This is a genomic window from Streptomyces sp. NPDC060049 (genome assembly GCF_042736715.1).
Lineage (GTDB): Bacteria > Actinomycetota > Actinomycetes > Streptomycetales > Streptomycetaceae > Streptomyces.
In genome coordinates this window covers 43943-61917 of record NZ_JBHWVV010000025.1, presented here as the reverse complement: position 1 = coordinate 61917, position 17975 = coordinate 43943, and the positions used below count along the sequence as shown (strand labels likewise).

Here is a 17975-nt window from a genome sequence, read left to right as displayed (position 1 = left end):
ACCGGGTGTGTGACCCAGGCCACATTGACTCACTCGCATGGCCGCCGATCACCCGTGGCACACTGGCTCCAGTACCAGTAGCAGCGCACTCCGGGGTCGGTGTAATTCCGAACCGGCGGTATAGTCCGCGACCCGTCCGCAGCCAGCGGCCGGTTGACCAGGTGAAATTCCTGGACCGACGGTTAAAGTCCGGATGGGAGGCAGTGCGCGGCGGGCCAGTCACCGGTACGCCGCCGTCGGCGGTCCATCGGCGTGTCCCTCGGGACGCGTGATCGAGCGGACCGTTTTCCGGCCTCGGCGTCCCCGCGTGTGCTACCCGCTTCATCTGTCGTATCCCGACAGGCCCCGGAGTCCGTGCCCGATGAGGCAGGAGGACCCGGTGGCGACACACGCCGACGCGCACGACAGCGGCAACCCCGTCAACGGTGCCGACGACGCGGACACCCGCGGCGCAGACACCCGCGACGCGTCCGCCATGGCCCGTGCCATCGAGCTGGCGGCCCGCGCAATCGGCTCCACCCGCCCCAACCCGGTCGTCGGATGCGTGATCACCGACGCCGCGGGCACCGTCGTGGGCGAGGGCTGGCACGAGCGGGCCGGCGGCCCGCACGCCGAGGTCCACGCCCTGCGTGCGGCGGGCCCCGCCGCACGCGGCGGCACCGCCTACGTCACCCTCGAACCCTGCAACCACACCGGTCGTACGGGACCCTGCGCGCAGGCACTCGTCGAGGCCGGCGTCGCCCGCGTCGTCTACGCCGTCGCCGACCCGAACCAGCAGGCCAGTGGCGGCGCCGACACCCTGCGCGCCGCCGGGATCACCGCCGAGGGCGGGCTGCTGGCCGCCGAGGCCGAAGAGGGCAACGCCGCCTGGCTGACCTCCGTACGGCTCGGGCGCCCGTACATCCTGTGGAAGTACGCCGCGACCCTCGACGGCCGCGTCGCCGCCGCGGACGGCACCAGCCGCTGGATCAGCTGCCCCGAGTCCCGGGCCGACGTCCACCGGCTGCGCGCCGAGGCCGACGCCGTCGTCGTCGGTTCGGGCACCCTGCGCGCCGACGACCCGCACCTCGCGGTGCGCGGCCGGGACGGCTTCGCCGCCGCCGACCAGCCGCTGCGCGTCGTCCTCGACACCCACGCCACCATCCGGCCGACCGCCCGGGTCCTCGACGACGCGGCACCCACCCTGGTCGCCGTCGCCGAAGAGGCCGACACCCGGCACCTCGCCGGCGTGGAGCTGGCCCGCCTGCCCCACGACAAGTACGGGATCTCGGTCGACGCCCTGCTCGCCGAACTCCACCGGCGCGGCATCCGCTCCGTACTCCTCGAAGGCGGCCCCACCCTGGCCGGTGCCTTCGTCGCCGCCGGAGCTGTCGACAAGGTCGTCGGCTACCTCGCCCCGGTCCTCCTCGGCGCCGGCCCGAACGCGTTGGCCGACGCCGGCATCTCCACCCTCACCGAAGCGCTCCGGCTCGAGATCACCGAGACCGCCCGCATCGGCACGGACATCCGCGTCACCGCCGTACCCGCGGTGCGCCCCGTCCCCACCCTCCTGACCTCCCACACCGCCCTCAAGGAGCACTGAGTGTTCACCGGAATCGTCGAAGAACTGGGCGAAGTCACCGCCGTCGAGGAACTCCCCGAGGCCTCCCGCTTCCGCCTGCGCGGCCCCCTCGTCACCGAGGGCGCCAAGCACGGCGACTCCATCGCCGTCAACGGCGTCTGCCTGACCGTCGTGGAGAGCGCCGACGGCGAGTTCACCGCCGACGTCATGCAGGAGACCCTGAACCGCTCCAGCCTCGGCGCCCTGAGCGCGGGTTCCCGGGTCAACCTGGAGCGCCCGATGGCGCTGGGCGGACGCCTCGGCGGCCACCTGGTCCAGGGCCACGTGGACGGCACCGGCGAGATCCTCTCCCGCACCCCCTCGGAGCACTGGGAGCTCGTCAAGGTCGCGCTCCCGGCGAACCTCTCCCGCTACGTCGTGGAGAAGGGGTCCATCACCGTCGACGGCGTCAGCCTCACGGTGGTCGAGGCCGCGGCCGACTGGTTCACCATCAGCCTCATCCCCACCACCCTCGCGCTGACCACGCTGGGCCTCAAGCAGCCCGGCGACCCGGTCAACCTGGAGGTGGACGTCCTCGCCAAGTACGTCGAGCGCCTGCTCGTCGCCGGCACCGACCCGCTGAACCCTCAGGAGACGGCCCAGTGAGCGCCCTGACCTGGCTCAACACCGACGCCTTCGAGGTCTTCGGCCAGAAGGTCATCTGGTCCGACATGATCGGCAACCTGATGGGCCTGGGCGCCCTCGCCCTGGGCTGGCGCCGCTCCATATGGACCTGGCCCGCACAGCTCCTGTCCGGCCTGATCCTCGTCGGCGCCTACGCCTCCGCCCACCTCGCCGGCGGAGTCGGCAAGCAGCTCCTCGTCATCGGCGTGGCCGTCTTCGGCTGGCAGGCCTGGCAGAAGGGCAAGAAGCGGGCCCAGGACGGCTCGATCGCCGTCCGCACCGCCACCTGGAGGGAACGCGGCGTCCTGCTGGCCGGCGCGGCCGCCGGGACGCTGGCCGTCGGCGGCCTGTTCACCCTCTACCCGAGCCTGTCCTGGAGCCCCTGGGCCGACGCCTACATCTTCGTCGGCACCATCGTCGCGATGGTCGCCCAGGCCCGCGGCCTCGTCGAGTTCTGGTTCGCGTGGCTCCTGGTCGACCTGGTCGGCGTCCCCCTCGCCTTCAACAGCGGACTGGCCTTCTCCGGCCTCGTCTACGTCGTGTACTTCGCCCTCGTGCTGTGGGGCGCCTACGACTGGTACCAGCGCTCGCGCACCACCCCCGCCCCGGCTCTGGAAGGAGCAACGGCATGACCTCCCTGAACCCCGTCCTGAAGCCCGTGCCCGACGTCGAGCCCGAGGAGACCTTCCGCCTCGACCCCGTCGAGCAGGCCATCCGCGACATCGCGGCCGGCCGCCCGGTGGTCGTCGTGGACGACGAGGACCGCGAGAACGAGGGCGACCTCGTCATCGCGGCGGAGAAGGCCACCCCGGAGATCATCGCGTTCATGATGAGCGAGTGCCGCGGCCTGATCTGCGCCCCGATGGAGGGCCCCGAGCTCGACCGCCTCGAACTCCCGCAGATGGTCCAGCACAACACCGAGTCCATGCAGACCGCCTTCACGGTCTCCGTCGACGCGAGCGGCGCCCACGGCGTCACCACGGGCATCTCGGCCGCCGACCGCGCCACGACCCTGCGGCTGCTCGCCGACGGGGTCTCGGGACCCGCCGACTTCGTCCGCCCCGGCCACGTCTTCCCGCTGCGCGCCAAGCCCGGCGGCGTCCTGGTCCGCAACGGCCACACCGAGGCCGCGGTCGACCTCGCCCGCCTCGCGGGCCTGCGCCCGGCCGGCGCCATCGTGGAGATCGCCGGCGAGGACGGCGTCATGCTGCGGCTGCCCGAGCTGATCCCCTTCGCCCGCAAGCACGGCCTGACGATCATCTCGATCGAGGATCTGGTCGCCTACCGCCGCTCCGCCGAGCCGACCGTGCGCCGCGAGGCCCAGGTCAGCCTGCCGACGTCCTTCGGCCACTTCACGGCGTACGGCTACCGCTCCACCGTCGACGGAGTCGAGCACGTCGCCCTGGTCCACGGCGACATCGGCGACGGCGAGGACGTCCTGGTCCGGATGCACTCCGAGTGCCTGACCGGAGACATCTTCCAGTCGCAGCGCTGCGACTGCGGCCCCCAGCTGCACACCGCCATGGAACGCGTCCAGGCCGCGGGCCGCGGTGTGATCGTCTACCTGCGCGGCCACGAGGGCCGCGGCATCGGACTGCTGTCGAAGCTGCGCGCCTACGAGCTCCAGGAGCTCGGCCGCGACACCCTCGACGCCAACCTGGAGCTGGGCCTGCCCGCCGACGCCCGCGACTACGGGGCCGGCGCGCAGATGCTCGCCGACCTCGGCGTCCACAGCGTGCGGCTGCTGACCAACAACCCCGGCAAGGCGGCCGCCCTCGTGAGCCACGGCATCGAGGTCTCCGACCGCGAGTCGATGCCCATGGAGGCGGGCGAGCACAACCTGCGCTACCTGCGCACCAAGCGGGACCGGATGGGCCACGACCTGCCCTGGCTGGACGCGGCCGTCACCACGTCCGCCTGCGGCAACCAGTAGCCGGACCCACCCACCACACACCTTCCTTCACCTTTCACCCACCAACACGGAAACACCGAGGAGCAGAGCTGTGAGCGGCAAGGGCGCACCCGAACTGAGCGTGAAGAACTGCGGAGACCTGCGAGTCGCCGTGATCGCGGCCCAGTGGCACGAGAAGGTCATGGACGGCCTGGTCGACGGCGCCCTGCGGGCCCTGCACGAGCTGGGGATCGACGAGCCCACCCTCCTGCGCGTCCCGGGCAGCTTCGAGCTCCCGGTCGTGGCGAAGGTACTGGCCGGTCGCGGTTACGATGCCGTCGTCGCCCTCGGCGTGGTCATCCGCGGCGGCACCCCGCACTTCGACTACGTCTGCCAGGGCGTAACCCAGGGCCTGGTGCAGGTGTCGATCGACACCGGAGTCCCCATCGGCTTCGGCGTACTGACCTGCGACAACGACGAGCAGGCGCTGGACCGCGCCGGCCTCGAGGGGTCGAACGAGGACAAGGGGCACGAAGCGGTCACCGCCGCCGTCTCCACCGCCATGACCCTGCGCACCGTCAGCGAGCCCTGGCGCTGATCGGCGGCCGCGCACCCCGTATTCTGAGGACCATCATGGCGAACAAACCCCCCAAGAGCTTCGAAGAGCTCTTCACCGAGCTCCAGCTCAAGGCCGCCAACGGCGACCCCAGCACCTCCCGCACCGCCGAGCTCGTCGCCCAGGGCGTCCATGCCATCGGCAAGAAGGTCGTCGAGGAGGCCGCCGAGGTCTGGATGGCCGCCGAGTACGAGGGCAAGGAAGCCGCCGCCGAGGAGATCTCCCAGCTGCTCTACCACGTCCAGGTGATGATGGTGGCGCGCGGCATCTCCCTCGACGACGTCTACGCGCACCTCTAGGCCGGAACAGTTCCGCGCGGGCCCCGGCGCAACGGCGCCGGGGCGTCCGTGCGCCCGTACCCGTACCAGCACACCCTTTCGCCCCTACGCACCAAAGGAAGACCCATGCTGCGCATCGCCGTCCCCAACAAGGGTTCACTCTCCGGACCGGCGTCGGCGATGCTCCATGAGGCCGGCTACCGGATGCGCAAGGAGTCCAAGGAGCTCGTGGTCGTCGACCCCGACAACGAGGTGGAGTTCTTCTACCTCCGCCCCAAGGACATCGCGATCTACGTGTCCTCCGGCAAGCTCGACATCGGCATCACCGGCCGCGACCTGCTGCTCGACTCCGGCGCCAGCGCCGAGGAGATCCTCGCGCTGAACTTCGGCCGCTCGACCTTCCGCTACGCCACCATCCCCGGCACCGCGAAGGGCCCCGATGACTTCCACGGGATGACCATCGCGACCTCGTACGAGGGAATCGTCGCCAAGCACCTCGCCGACAAGGGCATCGAGGCGTCCGTCGTCCACCTCGACGGCGCGGTCGAGACCGCCATCCAGCTCGGCGTCGCACAGATCATCGCCGACGTGGTCGAGACCGGCACCAGCCTGCGCAACGCCGGCCTGGAGGTCATCGGCGAGCCGATCATGACCTCCGAGGCCGTCGTCATCCGCGGCAACGGCACCGACCCCGAGGACCCGCGGGCCCAGCAGTTCCTGCGCCGCCTCCAGGGCGTCCTGGTGGCCCGCAGCTACGTGATGATGGACTACGACTGCCGCGCCGAGCACCTGGAGCGAGCCGTCTCCCTCACCCCGGGCCTGGAGTCGCCGACCGTCTCCCCGCTGCACAACGAGGGCTGGGTCGCCGTCCGCGCGATGGTCCCCGCCAAGGAGGCCCAGCGCATCATGGACGACCTGTACGAGCTCGGCGCCCGCGCGATCCTCACCACCTCGATCCACGCCTGCCGCCTCTGACCCAGGCCCCCGCGGGTCCCCCGGCCCGCCGGCGCCCGCCCCCCACACCGCTACGCTCCGCCACCCGAAGGCACCAGACGAACATGGCCGACGCCACCGCCCAGCCCGCACCGCCCGCCCTGCCGGTCACCTTCCGGCCGACCCGCAGCCGGGCCGTCCTGCTGGGCGTCGGCGCCGCCATGTTCGTCACCATCACGGCGATCGCCCTGATCCTCGAAACCCTGCACCCCGGTGAGCGGATCGCCTTCGTCTTCACCGCGGCCCTGCTGACCTCCGTCCTCGTCCTGCTCAGCCGACCCAAGGTGGTCGCGGACCAGGGCGGCCTCACGGTCGTCAACCTCACCAACACCCGGCGCCTGGAGTGGGCGCAGATCCTGCGCGTCAACCTCCGCCCGGGCGACGCGTGGGTCTTCCTCGACCTGAGCGACGGCACCAGCCTGCCCGCCCTCGGCATCCAGCCCGGCGTCGCCAAGGCACAGGCGATCGCCGACGCCCGCGCCCTGCGCGCCCTCGTCGAAGCCCACGGCACCGGCCCGACGAACGACTGAGCCCGGCGGGCCCCGTCGCTGCGTCCCATTGCGGCGGCGATCTCAATGACTACCCTGGTGTGGGGGCGCGACGGTGCGCCCTCCCACCGGCCCCGGACCCCGCGGCCCGTGGGCACCTGCGACTTGAGGAGTGACTCCCTCCAGCAATGGACGGATCGTCCGGTAGTACCCGCGCCGCCCTCCCCATGGGGCCGGCGGCATGACCATCCCGCTACTCCTGCTCACGGCGGCATTCGCCCTGATCCTCGCCAACGGTTTCTTCGTGGCGGCCGAATTCGGCCTCGTCACGGTGGAGAGACCCGAGGCCGAACGCGCAGCCGCCGAAGGCGACCGCCGTGCCCGCACGGTCGTCCGGGCCCTTCGGGAGCTTTCCTTCCAGCTCTCCGGCACCCAACTCGGCATCACCATCACCTCCCTCGTGGTCGGCATGCTCGCCGAGCCCGCCCTCGCCGCCCTGCTGGCCGGGCCGCTCGCCGCGACCGGCCTCCCCGGGGGCGCCGTCCCCGGCGCGGCCGTCGTCATCGGCATGCTGCTCGCCTCCGCCGTCCAGATGGTCGTCGGCGAGCTCGTCCCGAAGAACTGGGCGGTCTCCCGGCCGCTCCAGGTCGCCCGCTTCGTCGCCGGCCCGCAGCACGCCTTCTCCAGCGCCTTCCGGCCGGTCATCGCGGCCCTCAACGCCGTCGCCAACCGGCTCGTCCGGGCGCTCGGCGTCGAGCCCACCGACGAGATGGACTCCGCACGCACCCCCGGCGAACTGGTCTCCCTGGTCCGACACTCGGCCCAGGCCGGCGCCCTCGAACAGGACACCGCCGACCTCTTCGTACGCACCCTCTCGCTCGGCGAGCTCACGGCCCAGCTGGTCATGACCCCCCGGGTCAAGGTCAGCGCCCTCCAGCACACGGCCACCGCCGCCGACGTGCTCAACCTGACGCGCGCCACCGGCCTGTCCCGCTTCCCCGTCTACCGCGAGCGCATCGACGAGATCACCGGGGTCGTCCACCTCAAGGACGCCCTCGCCGTGCCCGAGTCCGAGCGCGCCCGCACCAGCGTCAGCCGGATCTGCGTCGCCCCGCTGCTGGTGCCCGGCTCCCTGCCGGTGCAGCCGCTGCTGGAACGGCTGCGCAGCGAACAGCCCATGGCCGTGGTCGTCGACGAGTACGGCGGCACCGCCGGCGTCGTCACCCTGGAGGACATCGTGGAGGAGCTCGTCGGCGAGGTCCGCGACGAGCACGACCTCGCGGAGGACCAGAGCCCCGAACTGGCCGCCGTACCCGCCGAGGACGGCCGCCCGTCCTGGGAGGCCGACGGCAGCTGCCGCGTGCAGACCCTGCGCCGGATAGGCCTCGAGGTCCCCGAAGGCCCGTACGAGACCGTCGCCGGACTCGTCGCCGACCTGCTCGGCCGCATCCCCGCCCCCGGGGACCGCGTGGAACTGCCCGGCTGGAAGCTCTCCGTCCGCCGGGTCGGCCGCTACCGCGCCGAACGGGTCCGCCTCGTGCGCACCGCCCCACAGGGTTCCGGCGCGCCGGGTCACGTACCCGCCCCCGCCGAGCTGGAAGCGGTGGGTGGCCGGTGACCCTGCTCCAGCTCCTCTTCGCCCTGCTCCTCGTCCTGGCCAACGGCTTCTTCGTCGGCGCCGAGTTCGCGCTCGTCTCCGTCCGCCGCAGCCAGATCGAACCCCTGGCCGCCGGCTCCAAGCGGGCCCGCCAGGTGCTCCACGGCCTGGAGAACCTGCCGCGCATGATGGCCGCCGCACAGTTCGGCATCACCATGTGCTCGCTCACCCTCGGCGCGGTCGCCGAACCGACGGTGGCCCGGCTGCTGGAGCCCGTCTTCCACGCCGCCCACGTGCCCGAGGGCCTGGTCCACCCCCTCGGCTACGCGTTCGCGCTCGCCGCCGTGGTCGTCCTGCACCTGGTCATCGGCGAGATGGTCCCCAAGAACCTCGCCATGGCCGCGCCCGAGAAGACCGCCCTGTGGTTCAGCCCCGGCCTGGTCGCCTTCGCCCGCCTGTGCGGGCCGGTCACCACGGCCCTGGGCGCCTGCGCCACGCTCGTCCTGCGGCTGTTCAAGGTCGAGCCCAAGGACGAGGTCGAGGCCGTCTACACCTCCGCCCAGCTCGGCCGCCTGCTCAAGGACTCCCGGCGGGCCGGGCTCCTGGAACCGGTCGAACAGGAGCGCCTGGAGGACGCGCTCGAACTGGGCAGCCGCCCCGTCACCGACGTCCTCCTCGCCCCGGACCGGCTCGTCACCGTCGGGCCCTCCGTCACTCCGCGCCAGATCGAGCAGCTGACGGTCCGCACCGGGTACTCCCGCTTCCCCGTCCGCGCCGAGAGCGGCGCCTTCATGGGCTACCTGCACGTGAAGGACGTACTGGACCTGGAGGACCGGGAACGGGCCGTCCCCCAGCGGGTCTGGAGGCGGATGACCACCGTCTGCTCGACCCTCCCGCTCGACGACGCCCTCAGCGTCATGCGCCGGGACGCCACCCACCTGGCGCAGGTCGCGGATCCGGCCGGTCGGGTCCTCGGCCTGGTCGCCATGGAGGACGTACTCGAAACCCTGGTCGGCGAGGTGCGCGACCCCGCGCACCGCACGGCTCCGCCCGCCCGCCGGGCGTCGGCGCCCGCTCCCGTCCCGGTCTCGCAGGACGCCCTGGCCCGCTGACCCGCTGCCGGCCGGCTGGAGCCCCCCGCCCTCTACAGGGGTGGGGGCTCCGGCCGTTCCTGGGGGCCCCGGCCCGAAAGGACCTCCCCGTAGGCCTGCATCAGGTCCGCCAGCCGCAGCGTCGACAGATCGTCCCGCGACGGCTCGCCCGCGAAGCCCGCCAGCCGCAGGTCCCGGTAGGCGCAGCTCTTCTCGTACAGGGTGCGCAGGAACCGGCCGTTGCCGAGCTCGTCGATCCAGCCCTGCTCCACGACGTGCCCGCTGATGCTCCGCAGCTCCTCCAGCGCCTCGTCGTCCCACCGGTCGCCGTTGGAGTCCGCGAGCACCCCGCCGATCGAGGAGAGCTCCAGCGGCCGGTAGCTGGGGAAGTCCACCCGCGTGGTGAACCGCGAGGACAGCCCCGGATTGGTGGCCAGCAGCCGGTCCATACCCGCCGGATAGCCCGCCAGGATCACCACCAGGCGGTCGCGGTTGTCCTCCGCGCGCTTCAGCAGCACCTGCAGGGCCTCGTCGCCGTACGCGTCGCCCTTGCTGTAGCCGGAGTTGGAGAGGCTGTACGCCTCGTCCACGAACAGGACCCCGCCGATCGCCGAGTCGATCAGCTCGTTCGCCTTGACGGCCGTCTGCCCGAGGAACTCGCCGACCAGGTCCGCGCGGCCCGCCTCCACCAGATGGTCGCCGCCGAGCAGGCCCAGCGCGTAGAACACCCGGCCCAGGATCCGCGCCACCGTCGTCTTGCCCGTACCCGACGGCCCCGAGAACACGAAGTGCCGCTTCGGCGGCTGCACCGGCAAACCCTGGACCGCCCGCAGCCGGGCCATGTGCAACTGCGCCGAGAGTGCCTTCACCTGCCGCTTGACCGGCTCCAGGCCCACCATCCGCTCGAGCTCCGCGAGCGCCTCGGCCAGCGCCGCCGGATCCGCCGGCCCGGCAGGCAGTCCCACCGGCCCCGGCTGGGCCGGCAGCGCCGTCTTCTGCCGTACACCCGCCGGCCGGCCCGGGCCGGGTCCGGGGGGCGCCCCCGGGCCGTGCCGCGGCTCCGGCGGCTCCGCCGTCAGCGGATCCGGCTCCGACTGCCCGTCCGCCGCGACGTCCTGGACCGGGCCGCCGCCTAACGCCACCGCCGCGAAGTCCCCGCCCGAGGGGGAGGGGCCGTGCCCGCCCAGACCCTCGTAACCCGGGCCCCCCGCGTAGCCGGCCAGCCCGTCGGCGTCCTCGCTGTCCTCGATCGCCGTCAGCCGGGCCGCCGTGTCCATGAACGCCGGGTCCACCCGGTGCACCGCCCGGTAGAGCGGCAGCGCCGCGGCGCTGCGCCCGGTCCCCTCGTGCGCCCGCGCCAGCCAGTACCGCAGCTCCTTGCGCTGCGGCTGCTCGCTGCGGCAGCGCATCAGCGAGGCCGACAGCAGCGGCTCCGCCTGCCCGTACATCTCCAGCCGGACCCGCGCCATCCCGCCGAACAGACCCGCCTCGATGCCCAGCAGCGGGTCGTCCACCAGGGATTCGGTGTGGCGGACCAACTGCTCCCAGTCCTTGACGAGATAGGCCCGGCACGCGTGCAGGAAGCGCACCTGCGGATCGGTGTCCACGGGCGGCAGGGCGGCGAGCGCCTGGTCCAGCTCGGGCACGTGGCGGCCGTCCAGCCAGTGCGAGGCGTGCGCCAGCAGCAGGTCGCGCCGGCTCTCCAGTACGGGCTGTACCCACCAGCCGAGCCAGTACCAGGAGTTGAGGGTCCGCCGGTGGCGGGCCCGCTGCTCCCCGAAGCGGTCCCGGTGGGCGTACATCCGCAACAAGGCGTCGGTGGTGTCGACCCGGAGCGCGTGCAGGCCCAGCCAGGCGTCGGCCATCGCGGGATCCAGTCGTACCGCCGTCCGGAACTCCTCCTCGGCCTGCGGGTAGGCGCCCATCGTGCAGGCGTCGACGCCCCGCAGCCAGGCGAGTTCGGCCGGGGCGTGTGCGCTGCCCACCGCGGCGAAATCCATCACGTCCCCCACAAGCCTGCCCCCGTGGTGCGCGACAACCCCCGCGTCACGCACGCGAGTTGTCCCAGCGCTGATGAAATCAGGGGTGCATCGTACCTGCGGTTACGCACCTTACGTAGGGTGCGTCGAAGACGGGTCGGGTGATCGTCCGCGTCACGCGTGGTGACACAGGGTGAGGTGCCGGCGCGGATTCGCCCGCGCGAGGCCGCCGCGACGTGCGGTCGCCGGGCGGCCCGGAGACAGGACGAAGCCCCCGATCACGGGGGAATGGTCGGGGGCTCCGCATCCGCGGCAGCCTGTGAGGGCCGCGCATTCAGAACGTAGGACCGCTGCCGTCCCCCGGTCAAGCGGTGCGTTCGAGCCTCGGCGTAGTGGACCCGCAGGGGCCGTCAGGCCCGGGGGAGCCCGTGACCCTCGGTGACGGAAGGCGCTGTTGCCGCGGTCCCGGCAGTCCCGGAAGTCCACTCGTATCCCGTACCGCTCTGCCGCACCAGGATGTCGGCGAAGGGGCGTGAAGGATCATCCGAGAAGTGCGCGCGCTCCGCGCGCTCCCATCCGTCCCAGAAGTCGGAGAGTTCACGCCCGTCCCGGTTTCGCCCGCGCCCCCAGGACTCCGCCCGCGGCGTCTCCATCCACAGCAGCCGCGCCAGCCGCGGCCGCAGCGCGCGCCGCCCGGCACCGACGCCCTCGACGAGCAGCACCGGAGCGGGCTCCAGGACCCGCTCCGGGCCGAAGTGGCGCAGGGTCCAGTCGTACGGGGCCCAGTGCGCGGGCCGGCCCGCGGCGAGCGGCTCCAGCACCTGCGCGCGCAGCCGCGCCTCCCAGTCGAAAAGCTCCTCGTGGGTGGCCACCTCGTCCAGGTGCAGTACGGGAGCACCGCCCAGCGCCCGCGCGAGCAGCCCGGCGAGGGTGCTCTTCCCGGAACCGGCGTGCCCGTCGATCCCGATCAGCCGCACCTCACCGAGGGAGGGCGGCAGGGCGGCGAGTTCGCGCGCGAGGGGCCGAAGCGAGGGGTGCGACACGGGGGACTCCACCGCCCCAGCCTATGACCCCCACCCACGCCCCCACCCCCACCCCCACCCCCACCCCCACCCCCACCCCCACCCCCACCCACGCCCCCGCCCTCGGCGCCGCGTCACCCCGACACGGGCCTCCTGCTTCGCCGCCCGGCGGGCGGGAACTGGAAGGGTGGAGCCGTCGACACCGCACCGACCCCTGGGGGCCACGCCGATGACCGCAGCCACACCACGCCGGGCCCTGCTGGCCGTAGCCCTCGCGGCCGCCACGGCGGTCACCGTGCCGGGCGGCCGGGCCAGGGCGGCCGGCCCGGCGCCGGCCGCCCGCCCGAACGCCGGCGCGGGACCCGAGGCCGCGGTCCCGGCGTCCGTACCCCCTGACGCAGCCGCTGCCGCGGCCACCCGCAAGACCGTGGACAACCGGTTCTGGTACTCCCACGCCCACTGGACCGCCGGCACCCACCGGGGCACGACCGCCGTCGCCGGCGCCCGCCCCGGCCTGGAGATCAAGACGGCGGTCGGCCGCAGCGAGTACGCCGACCCGCACACCGGGAAGAAGAGCACCTGGGAGTACGCCACCTGGACCTCCCCGGTGCACGCCTCCGCCGTGCCCGCCACCGAGGCCGTCGCCTCCTGGAACGCCCGTACCCCGGCCGGCACCTGGATCCAGATCGAACTGCGCGGTACCTACACCGACGGCACCGCCACCCCCTGGTACGTGATGGGCCGCTGGGCCGCGGGCGACGGGGACATCCGCCGCACCTCCGTGGACGGCCAGACGGACGGCAAATCCACCGTCTGGACCGACACCCTGGGCGTCGACGCCCCCGCGACCGGGCTGCGGATCAAGGACTGGCGCCTGCGCCTGACCCTCTACCGCAAGCCCGGCGCCCAGCGCGGACCGACGGTGTGGCTCGCGGGCGCCATGGCCTCGGACGTCCCGGACCGCTTCACCGTCCCGGCGTCCGCACCCTCCGGCACGGCCCACGAGCTGAAGGTGCCGAGGTACTCGCAGGAGACGCACGCCGGCCAGTACCCCGAGTACGACAACGGCGGCGAGGCCTGGTGCAGCCCCACCTCCTCACAGATGATCATCGAGTTCTGGGGTCGCAGGGCCAGTACCAAGTCCCTGACGTGGGTCAAGAAGGGCTACGTCGACCCGCAGGTCTGCCATGCCGCCCGCTCCACCTACGACGCCGCGTACAAGGGCTGCGGGAACTGGCCCTTCAACGCCGCATACGCCGCCACCTACCGGCAGCTGGCGGGGGTCGTCACCCGGCTGGGCTCCCTCACCGACCTGGAGACCCTGGTCCGGGCCGGCGTCCCGGTCATCACCTCGCAGTCCTTCACCGCCGAGGAGCTGACGGGAGCGGGCTACGGCACGGCGGGCCACCTCATGACGGTCGTCGGTTTCACCGCGGCCGGAGACGTGATCGCCAACGACCCGCACTCGCCCGACAACCCGGCCGTGCGCCGCGTCTACCGGCGCCGGGAATTCGAGAACAACTGGCTGCGCACGAAGCGACGTAACGCCGCGGGCAAGGTCGTCTCCGGAACCGGCGGCATCTGCTACCTGTACGGACCGGTCCGGCCGAACGCCGCCCAGATCGTCGCGCTGCGAGCGGTCGGAGTGGCCTGAAAATCACGACCACCGGAATGTATGACAAGCGGACCATAGGGGAATAAAGGGCACATAAAGGTTAGACGCTTCACTAGGAGGCGGCCCGACATGACCACCCACTCCATCGAACACCACCCCGACCTCGCTGAGATGCGCACGCGGTTCGAGCGCGTCACCAGCACTCCGGCCGCCCAGGCCGTCGAGGCGCTTGCCCTCCTCACGGGCCTGTTCCTGGCGGCCTCGCCCTGGATCGTCGGATTCAGCGTGCTCAGCTCGCTGGCGATCAACAACCTGATCGCCGGCCTGGCGTACTGCCTGTGCATGGGCGGGCTCGGCTCCGCGTACGAACGCACCCACGCGATGGCGTGGACCGCGGTCGGTCTCGGTGCTTGGACGATCATCGCGCCCTGGGTCATCGCCGGCGAGGTCGACACGACCCGCACCGTGCTGACCAACGTCATCACCGGCGCCGTCGCACTCTGCCTCGCCCTGGCCATGGCGGCCATGGCGGGCCGCGACCGCGCCACCTGATCCGCACGCTCGCTCCTCGCGCCCCCGGCTTCCCTCGTGACCGCCGGGGGCGTGAGGCATGCCACGGCGTGAGCATCGTCTCTACCGCGAACGCCGTCCCCGCTGTCACATTGGAAGGCATGACCGCACACAGCGCCCCCCTGACCTCCGACGCCCGCGACCTGGTCCGTACCGGCGGGCCCGAGGACGGCTCCTCCTCCTGGCTGGAGCACGTACTGGGCTGGACCCTGGTGGTCGTCGTGGCCATGTTCGTCACCCAGGTGGGCTGGTTCTTCTAGGCCGTCTCCTTTCGGATCTTGCCGGGCCGCGGCGATCCCGCCGAGGCCCGGGCCGACCGGCGCGGGAGCGGGGGAGGATCGTCCGGCGGGAGCCCTCCGGTGCGCAGGGGAGGGCGAGGAGGAGTGCGCGCAGGTCTGCGATACTTCGGCCATCCTGTGGCAGTTCGAGGCTAGGGCTGAATTTGAACAATAGTCAACAACGCGGAACGACCGGGCGTTCGCAGGTTCGGCGGGCCGAACTGATAGCGATCGGACGCGCGTTGTTCGCCGACACCTCGTACGACGCGCTCTCGATGGACGACATCGCCAAACAGGCGGGCGTCGCCAAGGGGCTCATCTACTACTACTTCAAGAGCAAGCGCGGCTACTACCTGGCCATCGTCGAGGACTCCGTGGCCGAGCTCGTCGCCCGGGCCGCCGCCGACGGCGAGGTGGTGCCCGCCGCCGAGCGCGTGCGCACCACCATCGACGGCTACCTCTACTACGCCGAGCACCACCAGGCCGCCTACCGCACCATCGTCACCGGCGGCGTCGGCTCCGACTCCGAGGTCCTCGCCATCCGCGACGCGGTCCGCGAGGAGCTCGTCGCGACCATCGCCGAAGGCGCGTACGGCCGCCGATCCGTCCCTCCGCTGGCCCGGCTGGCGCTGGTCGGCTGGCTGTCGGGCGTCGAGGGCAGCACGCTCGAGTGGATCGGCTCGCCCGAGGCCCCGGGGCCCGGAGCGGCGGAAGCAGGCGGAGCGATGAGAGCGGGCGGCCCGGCGGGCACGGTCACGGTGTCGGCGGCCCCCGGCCGCCCCGGACGGGACGAGGTCGGAGCCCTCCTGGTGCGCACCCTGCGCGCGACGCTGACGGTGATCGGCGAGTTCGTCCCCGAGTGCCCGGCCCCGCCCGTCCCCGAGGGCGATCTCCTGCCCGTGACGGGAAGCCCCTGATCGGGCATACTCAACCGCCGCAGCCCCTTGAACTGGTCCTTCCCGTGATCCGGGAGGGACCATCGGCTGTGAGCCCCGAGACCCGGCGTCGCGTAACACCCTCACGCGCCGCCCCGTGCTTGACGAGTGAGGAGAGCGCCGCCATGACCGACCGCGCGCAGCAGCCGGTGGAACGTCAGCTGCCCACCGAGGAGTCCCGCGACCTGCTCGCACTCGTACGCGAGATCGCGCAGCGGGAGATCCGCCCGCGAGCGGCCGAGGAGGAGGACGCCGGCCGCTTCCCCCGGGAGGTCTTCACCCTGCTCTCCGAGTCCGGCCTGCTCGGTCTCCCGTACGCCGGCGAGGCCGGCGGCGGCGACCAGCCCTACGAGGTCTACCTCCAGGTGCTGGAAGAGCTGGCCGCGGCCCGCCTGACCGTCGGACTCGGCGTCAGCGTGCACTCGCTGGCCTGCCACGGCCTGGCCGGCTACGGAACCAAGGAGCAGCAGGCCGCCCACCTGCCCGCGATGCTCGGCGGCGGTCTGCTGGGCGCGTACTGCCTCTCCGAGCCGGGCGCCGGCTCGGACGCGGCCTCGCTGGCGACCAGAGCGGTCCGGGACGGCGACGACTGGGTCATCGACGGCACCAAGGCCTGGATCACCCACGGCGGGGTCGCCGACTTCTACACCGTCCTGGCCCGCACGGGCGTGGACGGGCCCAAGGGCATCACGGCGTTCCTGGTGCCGGGCGACGCGGCGGGGCTGACCGCCGCCGTTCCCGAGAAGAAGATGGGCATGAAGGGCTCGCCCACCGCCCAGCTGCACTTCGACGGCGTACGGGTCCCCGACACGCGTCGCATCGGCGAGGAGGGCCAGGGCTTCACCATCGCCCTCGCGGCCCTGGACGCCGGCCGCCTCGGTATCGCCGCCTGCGCGATCGGCGTGGCCCAGGCCGCCCTGGACGAGGCCCTGGTCTACGCGCTGGACCGCAAGCAGTTCGGCCACCCCATCGCGGACTTTCAGGGCCTGCGGTTCATGCTGGCCGACATGGCGACGAAGATCGAGGCGGGCCGCGCGCTGTACCTGGCGGCGGCGCGGCTGCGGGACGCGGGCAAGCCGTTCTCCCGTCAGGCGGCGATGGCCAAGCTGTTCTGCACCGACGCGGCGATGGCCGTCACGACGGACGCGGTCCAGGTCCTGGGCGGCTACGGATACACGGCGGACTTCCCGGTCGAGCGGCTGATGCGCGAGGCGAAGGTCCTCCAGATCGTGGAGGGCACCAACCAGATCCAGCGCATGGTGATCGCCCGCCACCTGGCGGGCCCCGAGTCCCGCTGAACAGCTCGGACCCGGTCCGGCTGGGCCCGGCAGGCTGGGCGCTGCCCGGCTGCCGCCTGGCCGGCTGCCGCCTGGGCCTGCCGCCTGGGCGCCTGCCGCCTGGCTTTTGGGTGTCTGGCCGCCTGAGCCCAGCTGCCTGCCGCCGGGGCGCTTGCACATGGATCCCGAGCCCGCGCCGCGGCGAACCTCTCCGCTCCCGCGCGGTTCCCGGCCGACGGCGGCGGGCCGGCCAGGGCCTCGCTTTCGGATCTTGCCGGGCTCGCGGTGTTCGGTACGGCACCTGGCCGCGTTGCCGTCGGGGCAGGGGGGTCTCCAGTACGCGGACGCCGCTGCGCCTTGCCGTGTGCGGCACCAGGTACCGCAGGCTCGGCCGACGGATCCGAAGGGGTCTCCCTAGTGCTGTGGCCGGGAAGATTCACCGGGTCGCGGCGCCCGGCACGGCGCCTCGCCGCGTTGTCGGGCCACGGCGGTACGTCCGCTACGAGCCGTGGCCCTCCGCCCCGGGAGCACCTCCCAGCGGTAGCTGGGGGAGATGCACCGCACCGAACACCGCGACCCGGCACGCCTTCCCGGCCACAGCACTAGCCCTCCGAGCGGTCAGCCGCCGCCGAAGAGGGGGCCGCTCGGCCAGATGGGCGAGGAAGCGATCTTGGACCACTCCGGATCGCGCCGCCCGGGCACGGTCCGGCCGTCTTCGGCCCAGCGGGCGAGCAGCGCACTGTAGATGGGCGGGTCGGCGGCGAGCGGAACCGATTCTTCGTGCCCTGCCGCCGGCGTCCGTCGACGACGCCCCGCCCTCGGGCTGGAAGTCTCCATCGTGGTCATGCCGGGCCAACGCGCCACCGGACCCGCGGGTAACCCCGCCCATCCGTTCGACGCTTCAACGGCGCTCCCGTCCCACCGCCCCGACCTGCCGCCGCGCTGCCCCGCCGTTGCTCCGTAGCGCCCCGCTCAGGGTGACTTCCCGTGTCGCAGCCCGCAGCCCGCAGCCCGCAGCCCGCAGCCCGCAGCCCGCGGCCCACTCTGCGCCACCCCGCCCTTGCTCCGTGTCGCCCCGCTCGGTGCGGCCGCCCTGTGTCGCCGCCCCGGCGCCCGCCGCT

18 protein-coding genes and 1 riboswitch are annotated in these 17975 nt (G+C 72.9%); of the genes, 15 read left to right on the top strand and 3 right to left on the bottom strand.

Annotated features, from left to right (window positions below; translation table 11 throughout):
- Positions 1-81 precede the first annotated feature (81 nt).
- Positions 82-211: riboswitch (FMN riboswitch) on the top strand.
- Between the two features lie 168 nt (positions 212-379).
- From ribD to ACFWBY_RS33305, 10 genes are all read left to right on the top strand, one after another.
- The gene (gene ribD / locus ACFWBY_RS33350) at positions 380-1582 is read left to right on the top strand and encodes a bifunctional diaminohydroxyphosphoribosylaminopyrimidine deaminase/5-amino-6-(5-phosphoribosylamino)uracil reductase RibD (protein WP_385340664.1); all 1203 of its coding nucleotides are present in this window, start codon (positions 380-382) and stop codon (positions 1580-1582) included.
- Positions 1583-2206, top strand: coding sequence for a riboflavin synthase (locus ACFWBY_RS33345; protein ID WP_385340662.1), 624 nt, complete (start codon positions 1583-1585; stop codon positions 2204-2206).
- Entirely contained in the window at positions 2203-2856 is a 654-nt protein-coding gene (locus ACFWBY_RS33340) for a nicotinamide riboside transporter PnuC (protein WP_385340660.1), read from the top strand. Before ACFWBY_RS33345 ends, ACFWBY_RS33340 begins: the two co-directional genes overlap by 4 nt.
- Positions 2853-4157, top strand: a complete 1305-nt coding sequence (locus ACFWBY_RS33335) for a bifunctional 3,4-dihydroxy-2-butanone-4-phosphate synthase/GTP cyclohydrolase II (protein WP_385340658.1) — start codon at positions 2853-2855, stop codon at positions 4155-4157. Before ACFWBY_RS33340 ends, ACFWBY_RS33335 begins: the two co-directional genes overlap by 4 nt.
- Positions 4158-4227: 70 nt before the next feature.
- Positions 4228-4713, top strand: coding sequence for a 6,7-dimethyl-8-ribityllumazine synthase (gene ribH / locus ACFWBY_RS33330; RefSeq protein ID WP_384543560.1), 486 nt, complete (start codon positions 4228-4230; stop codon positions 4711-4713).
- A gap of 35 nt (positions 4714-4748) precedes the next feature.
- Positions 4749-5030, top strand: a complete 282-nt coding sequence (locus ACFWBY_RS33325) for a phosphoribosyl-ATP diphosphatase (protein ID WP_383812494.1) — start codon at positions 4749-4751, stop codon at positions 5028-5030.
- Positions 5031-5135: 105 nt separating this feature from the next.
- The gene (gene hisG, locus ACFWBY_RS33320; protein ID WP_385340656.1) at positions 5136-5984 is read left to right on the top strand and encodes an ATP phosphoribosyltransferase; all 849 of its coding nucleotides are present in this window, start codon (positions 5136-5138) and stop codon (positions 5982-5984) included.
- An 83-nt stretch (positions 5985-6067) separates the two neighbouring features.
- Positions 6068-6532, top strand: a complete 465-nt coding sequence (locus tag ACFWBY_RS33315) for a PH domain-containing protein (protein ID WP_385340654.1) — start codon at positions 6068-6070, stop codon at positions 6530-6532.
- A gap of 199 nt (positions 6533-6731) precedes the next feature.
- The gene (locus ACFWBY_RS33310) at positions 6732-8108 is read left to right on the top strand and encodes a hemolysin family protein (RefSeq protein WP_385340652.1); all 1377 of its coding nucleotides are present in this window, start codon (positions 6732-6734) and stop codon (positions 8106-8108) included.
- Positions 8105-9199 carry a hemolysin family protein gene (locus ACFWBY_RS33305; protein WP_385340650.1) on the top strand — a complete coding sequence of 365 codons (1095 nt, stop codon included), beginning with the start codon at positions 8105-8107 and terminating at the stop codon, positions 9197-9199. The genes ACFWBY_RS33310 and ACFWBY_RS33305 overlap by 4 nt, the downstream gene beginning before the upstream one ends.
- A 32-nt stretch (positions 9200-9231) precedes the next feature.
- On the opposite strand, the gene ACFWBY_RS33300 is transcribed toward ACFWBY_RS33305, so the two are convergent.
- Together ACFWBY_RS33300 and ACFWBY_RS33295 are read right to left on the bottom strand one after the other, a co-directional pair.
- Complete coding sequence (locus tag ACFWBY_RS33300; RefSeq protein ID WP_385340667.1) at positions 9232-11178, bottom strand: AAA family ATPase; 1947 nt, start codon at positions 11176-11178, stop codon at positions 9232-9234.
- 389 nt (positions 11179-11567) lie between these two features.
- Positions 11568-12212 carry a uridine kinase gene (locus tag ACFWBY_RS33295; protein ID WP_385340648.1) on the bottom strand — a complete coding sequence of 215 codons (645 nt, stop codon included), beginning with the start codon at positions 12210-12212 and terminating at the stop codon, positions 11568-11570.
- 196 nt (positions 12213-12408) lie between these two features.
- Between ACFWBY_RS33295 and ACFWBY_RS33290 the strand changes: the two genes are divergently transcribed.
- The 5 genes from ACFWBY_RS33290 to ACFWBY_RS33270 all read left to right on the top strand — a co-directional run bounded on the left by ACFWBY_RS33290 (position 12409) and on the right by ACFWBY_RS33270 (position 16875).
- Complete coding sequence (locus ACFWBY_RS33290; protein ID WP_385340647.1) at positions 12409-13833, top strand: peptidase C39 family protein; 1425 nt, start codon at positions 12409-12411, stop codon at positions 13831-13833.
- A gap of 90 nt (positions 13834-13923) precedes the next feature.
- Positions 13924-14346 (top strand): SPW repeat protein, encoded by a 423-nt coding sequence (locus ACFWBY_RS33285; RefSeq protein ID WP_385340645.1) that lies wholly within the window; start codon positions 13924-13926, stop codon positions 14344-14346.
- Positions 14347-14465: 119 nt separating this feature from the next.
- A complete protein-coding gene (locus tag ACFWBY_RS33280; RefSeq protein WP_385340644.1) occupies positions 14466-14624 on the top strand; it encodes an SCO1431 family membrane protein in 159 nt (52 codons plus the stop codon).
- Between the two features lie 182 nt (positions 14625-14806).
- Positions 14807-15559, top strand: a complete 753-nt coding sequence (locus ACFWBY_RS33275; RefSeq protein WP_385340642.1) for a TetR/AcrR family transcriptional regulator — start codon at positions 14807-14809, stop codon at positions 15557-15559.
- 143 nt (positions 15560-15702) lie between these two features.
- A complete protein-coding gene (locus ACFWBY_RS33270; RefSeq protein WP_385340640.1) occupies positions 15703-16875 on the top strand; it encodes an acyl-CoA dehydrogenase family protein in 1173 nt (390 codons plus the stop codon).
- 597 nt (positions 16876-17472) lie between these two features.
- Here ACFWBY_RS33270 and ACFWBY_RS33265 read toward each other — a convergent pair.
- The gene (locus tag ACFWBY_RS33265; RefSeq protein WP_385340638.1) at positions 17473-17691 is read right to left on the bottom strand and encodes a hypothetical protein; all 219 of its coding nucleotides are present in this window, start codon (positions 17689-17691) and stop codon (positions 17473-17475) included.
- Positions 17692-17975: the final 284 nt, after the last annotated feature.

What these genes read in the sequence shown, in the direction of transcription:
- ACFWBY_RS33335 (WP_385340658.1), top strand. Translation starts at nt 2,853, where the DNA reads ATGACCTCCCTGAACCCCGTCCTGAAGCCCGTGCCCGACGTCGAGCCC.
- ACFWBY_RS33325 (WP_383812494.1), top strand. Translation starts at nt 4,749, where the DNA reads ATGGCGAACAAACCCCCCAAGAGCTTCGAAGAGCTCTTCACCGAGCTC.
- hisG (WP_385340656.1), top strand. Translation starts at nt 5,136, where the DNA reads ATGCTGCGCATCGCCGTCCCCAACAAGGGTTCACTCTCCGGACCGGCG.
- ACFWBY_RS33315 (WP_385340654.1), top strand. Translation starts at nt 6,068, where the DNA reads ATGGCCGACGCCACCGCCCAGCCCGCACCGCCCGCCCTGCCGGTCACC.
- ACFWBY_RS33310 (WP_385340652.1), top strand. Translation starts at nt 6,732, where the DNA reads ATGACCATCCCGCTACTCCTGCTCACGGCGGCATTCGCCCTGATCCTC.
- ACFWBY_RS33300 (WP_385340667.1), bottom strand. Translation starts at nt 11,178, where the DNA reads ATGGATTTCGCCGCGGTGGGCAGCGCACACGCCCCGGCCGAACTCGCC.
- ACFWBY_RS33290 (WP_385340647.1), top strand. Translation starts at nt 12,409, where the DNA reads ATGACCGCAGCCACACCACGCCGGGCCCTGCTGGCCGTAGCCCTCGCG.
- ACFWBY_RS33285 (WP_385340645.1), top strand. Translation starts at nt 13,924, where the DNA reads ATGACCACCCACTCCATCGAACACCACCCCGACCTCGCTGAGATGCGC.
- ACFWBY_RS33280 (WP_385340644.1), top strand. Translation starts at nt 14,466, where the DNA reads ATGACCGCACACAGCGCCCCCCTGACCTCCGACGCCCGCGACCTGGTC.
- ACFWBY_RS33270 (WP_385340640.1), top strand. Translation starts at nt 15,703, where the DNA reads ATGACCGACCGCGCGCAGCAGCCGGTGGAACGTCAGCTGCCCACCGAG.
- ACFWBY_RS33265 (WP_385340638.1), bottom strand. Translation starts at nt 17,691, where the DNA reads ATGGAGACTTCCAGCCCGAGGGCGGGGCGTCGTCGACGGACGCCGGCG.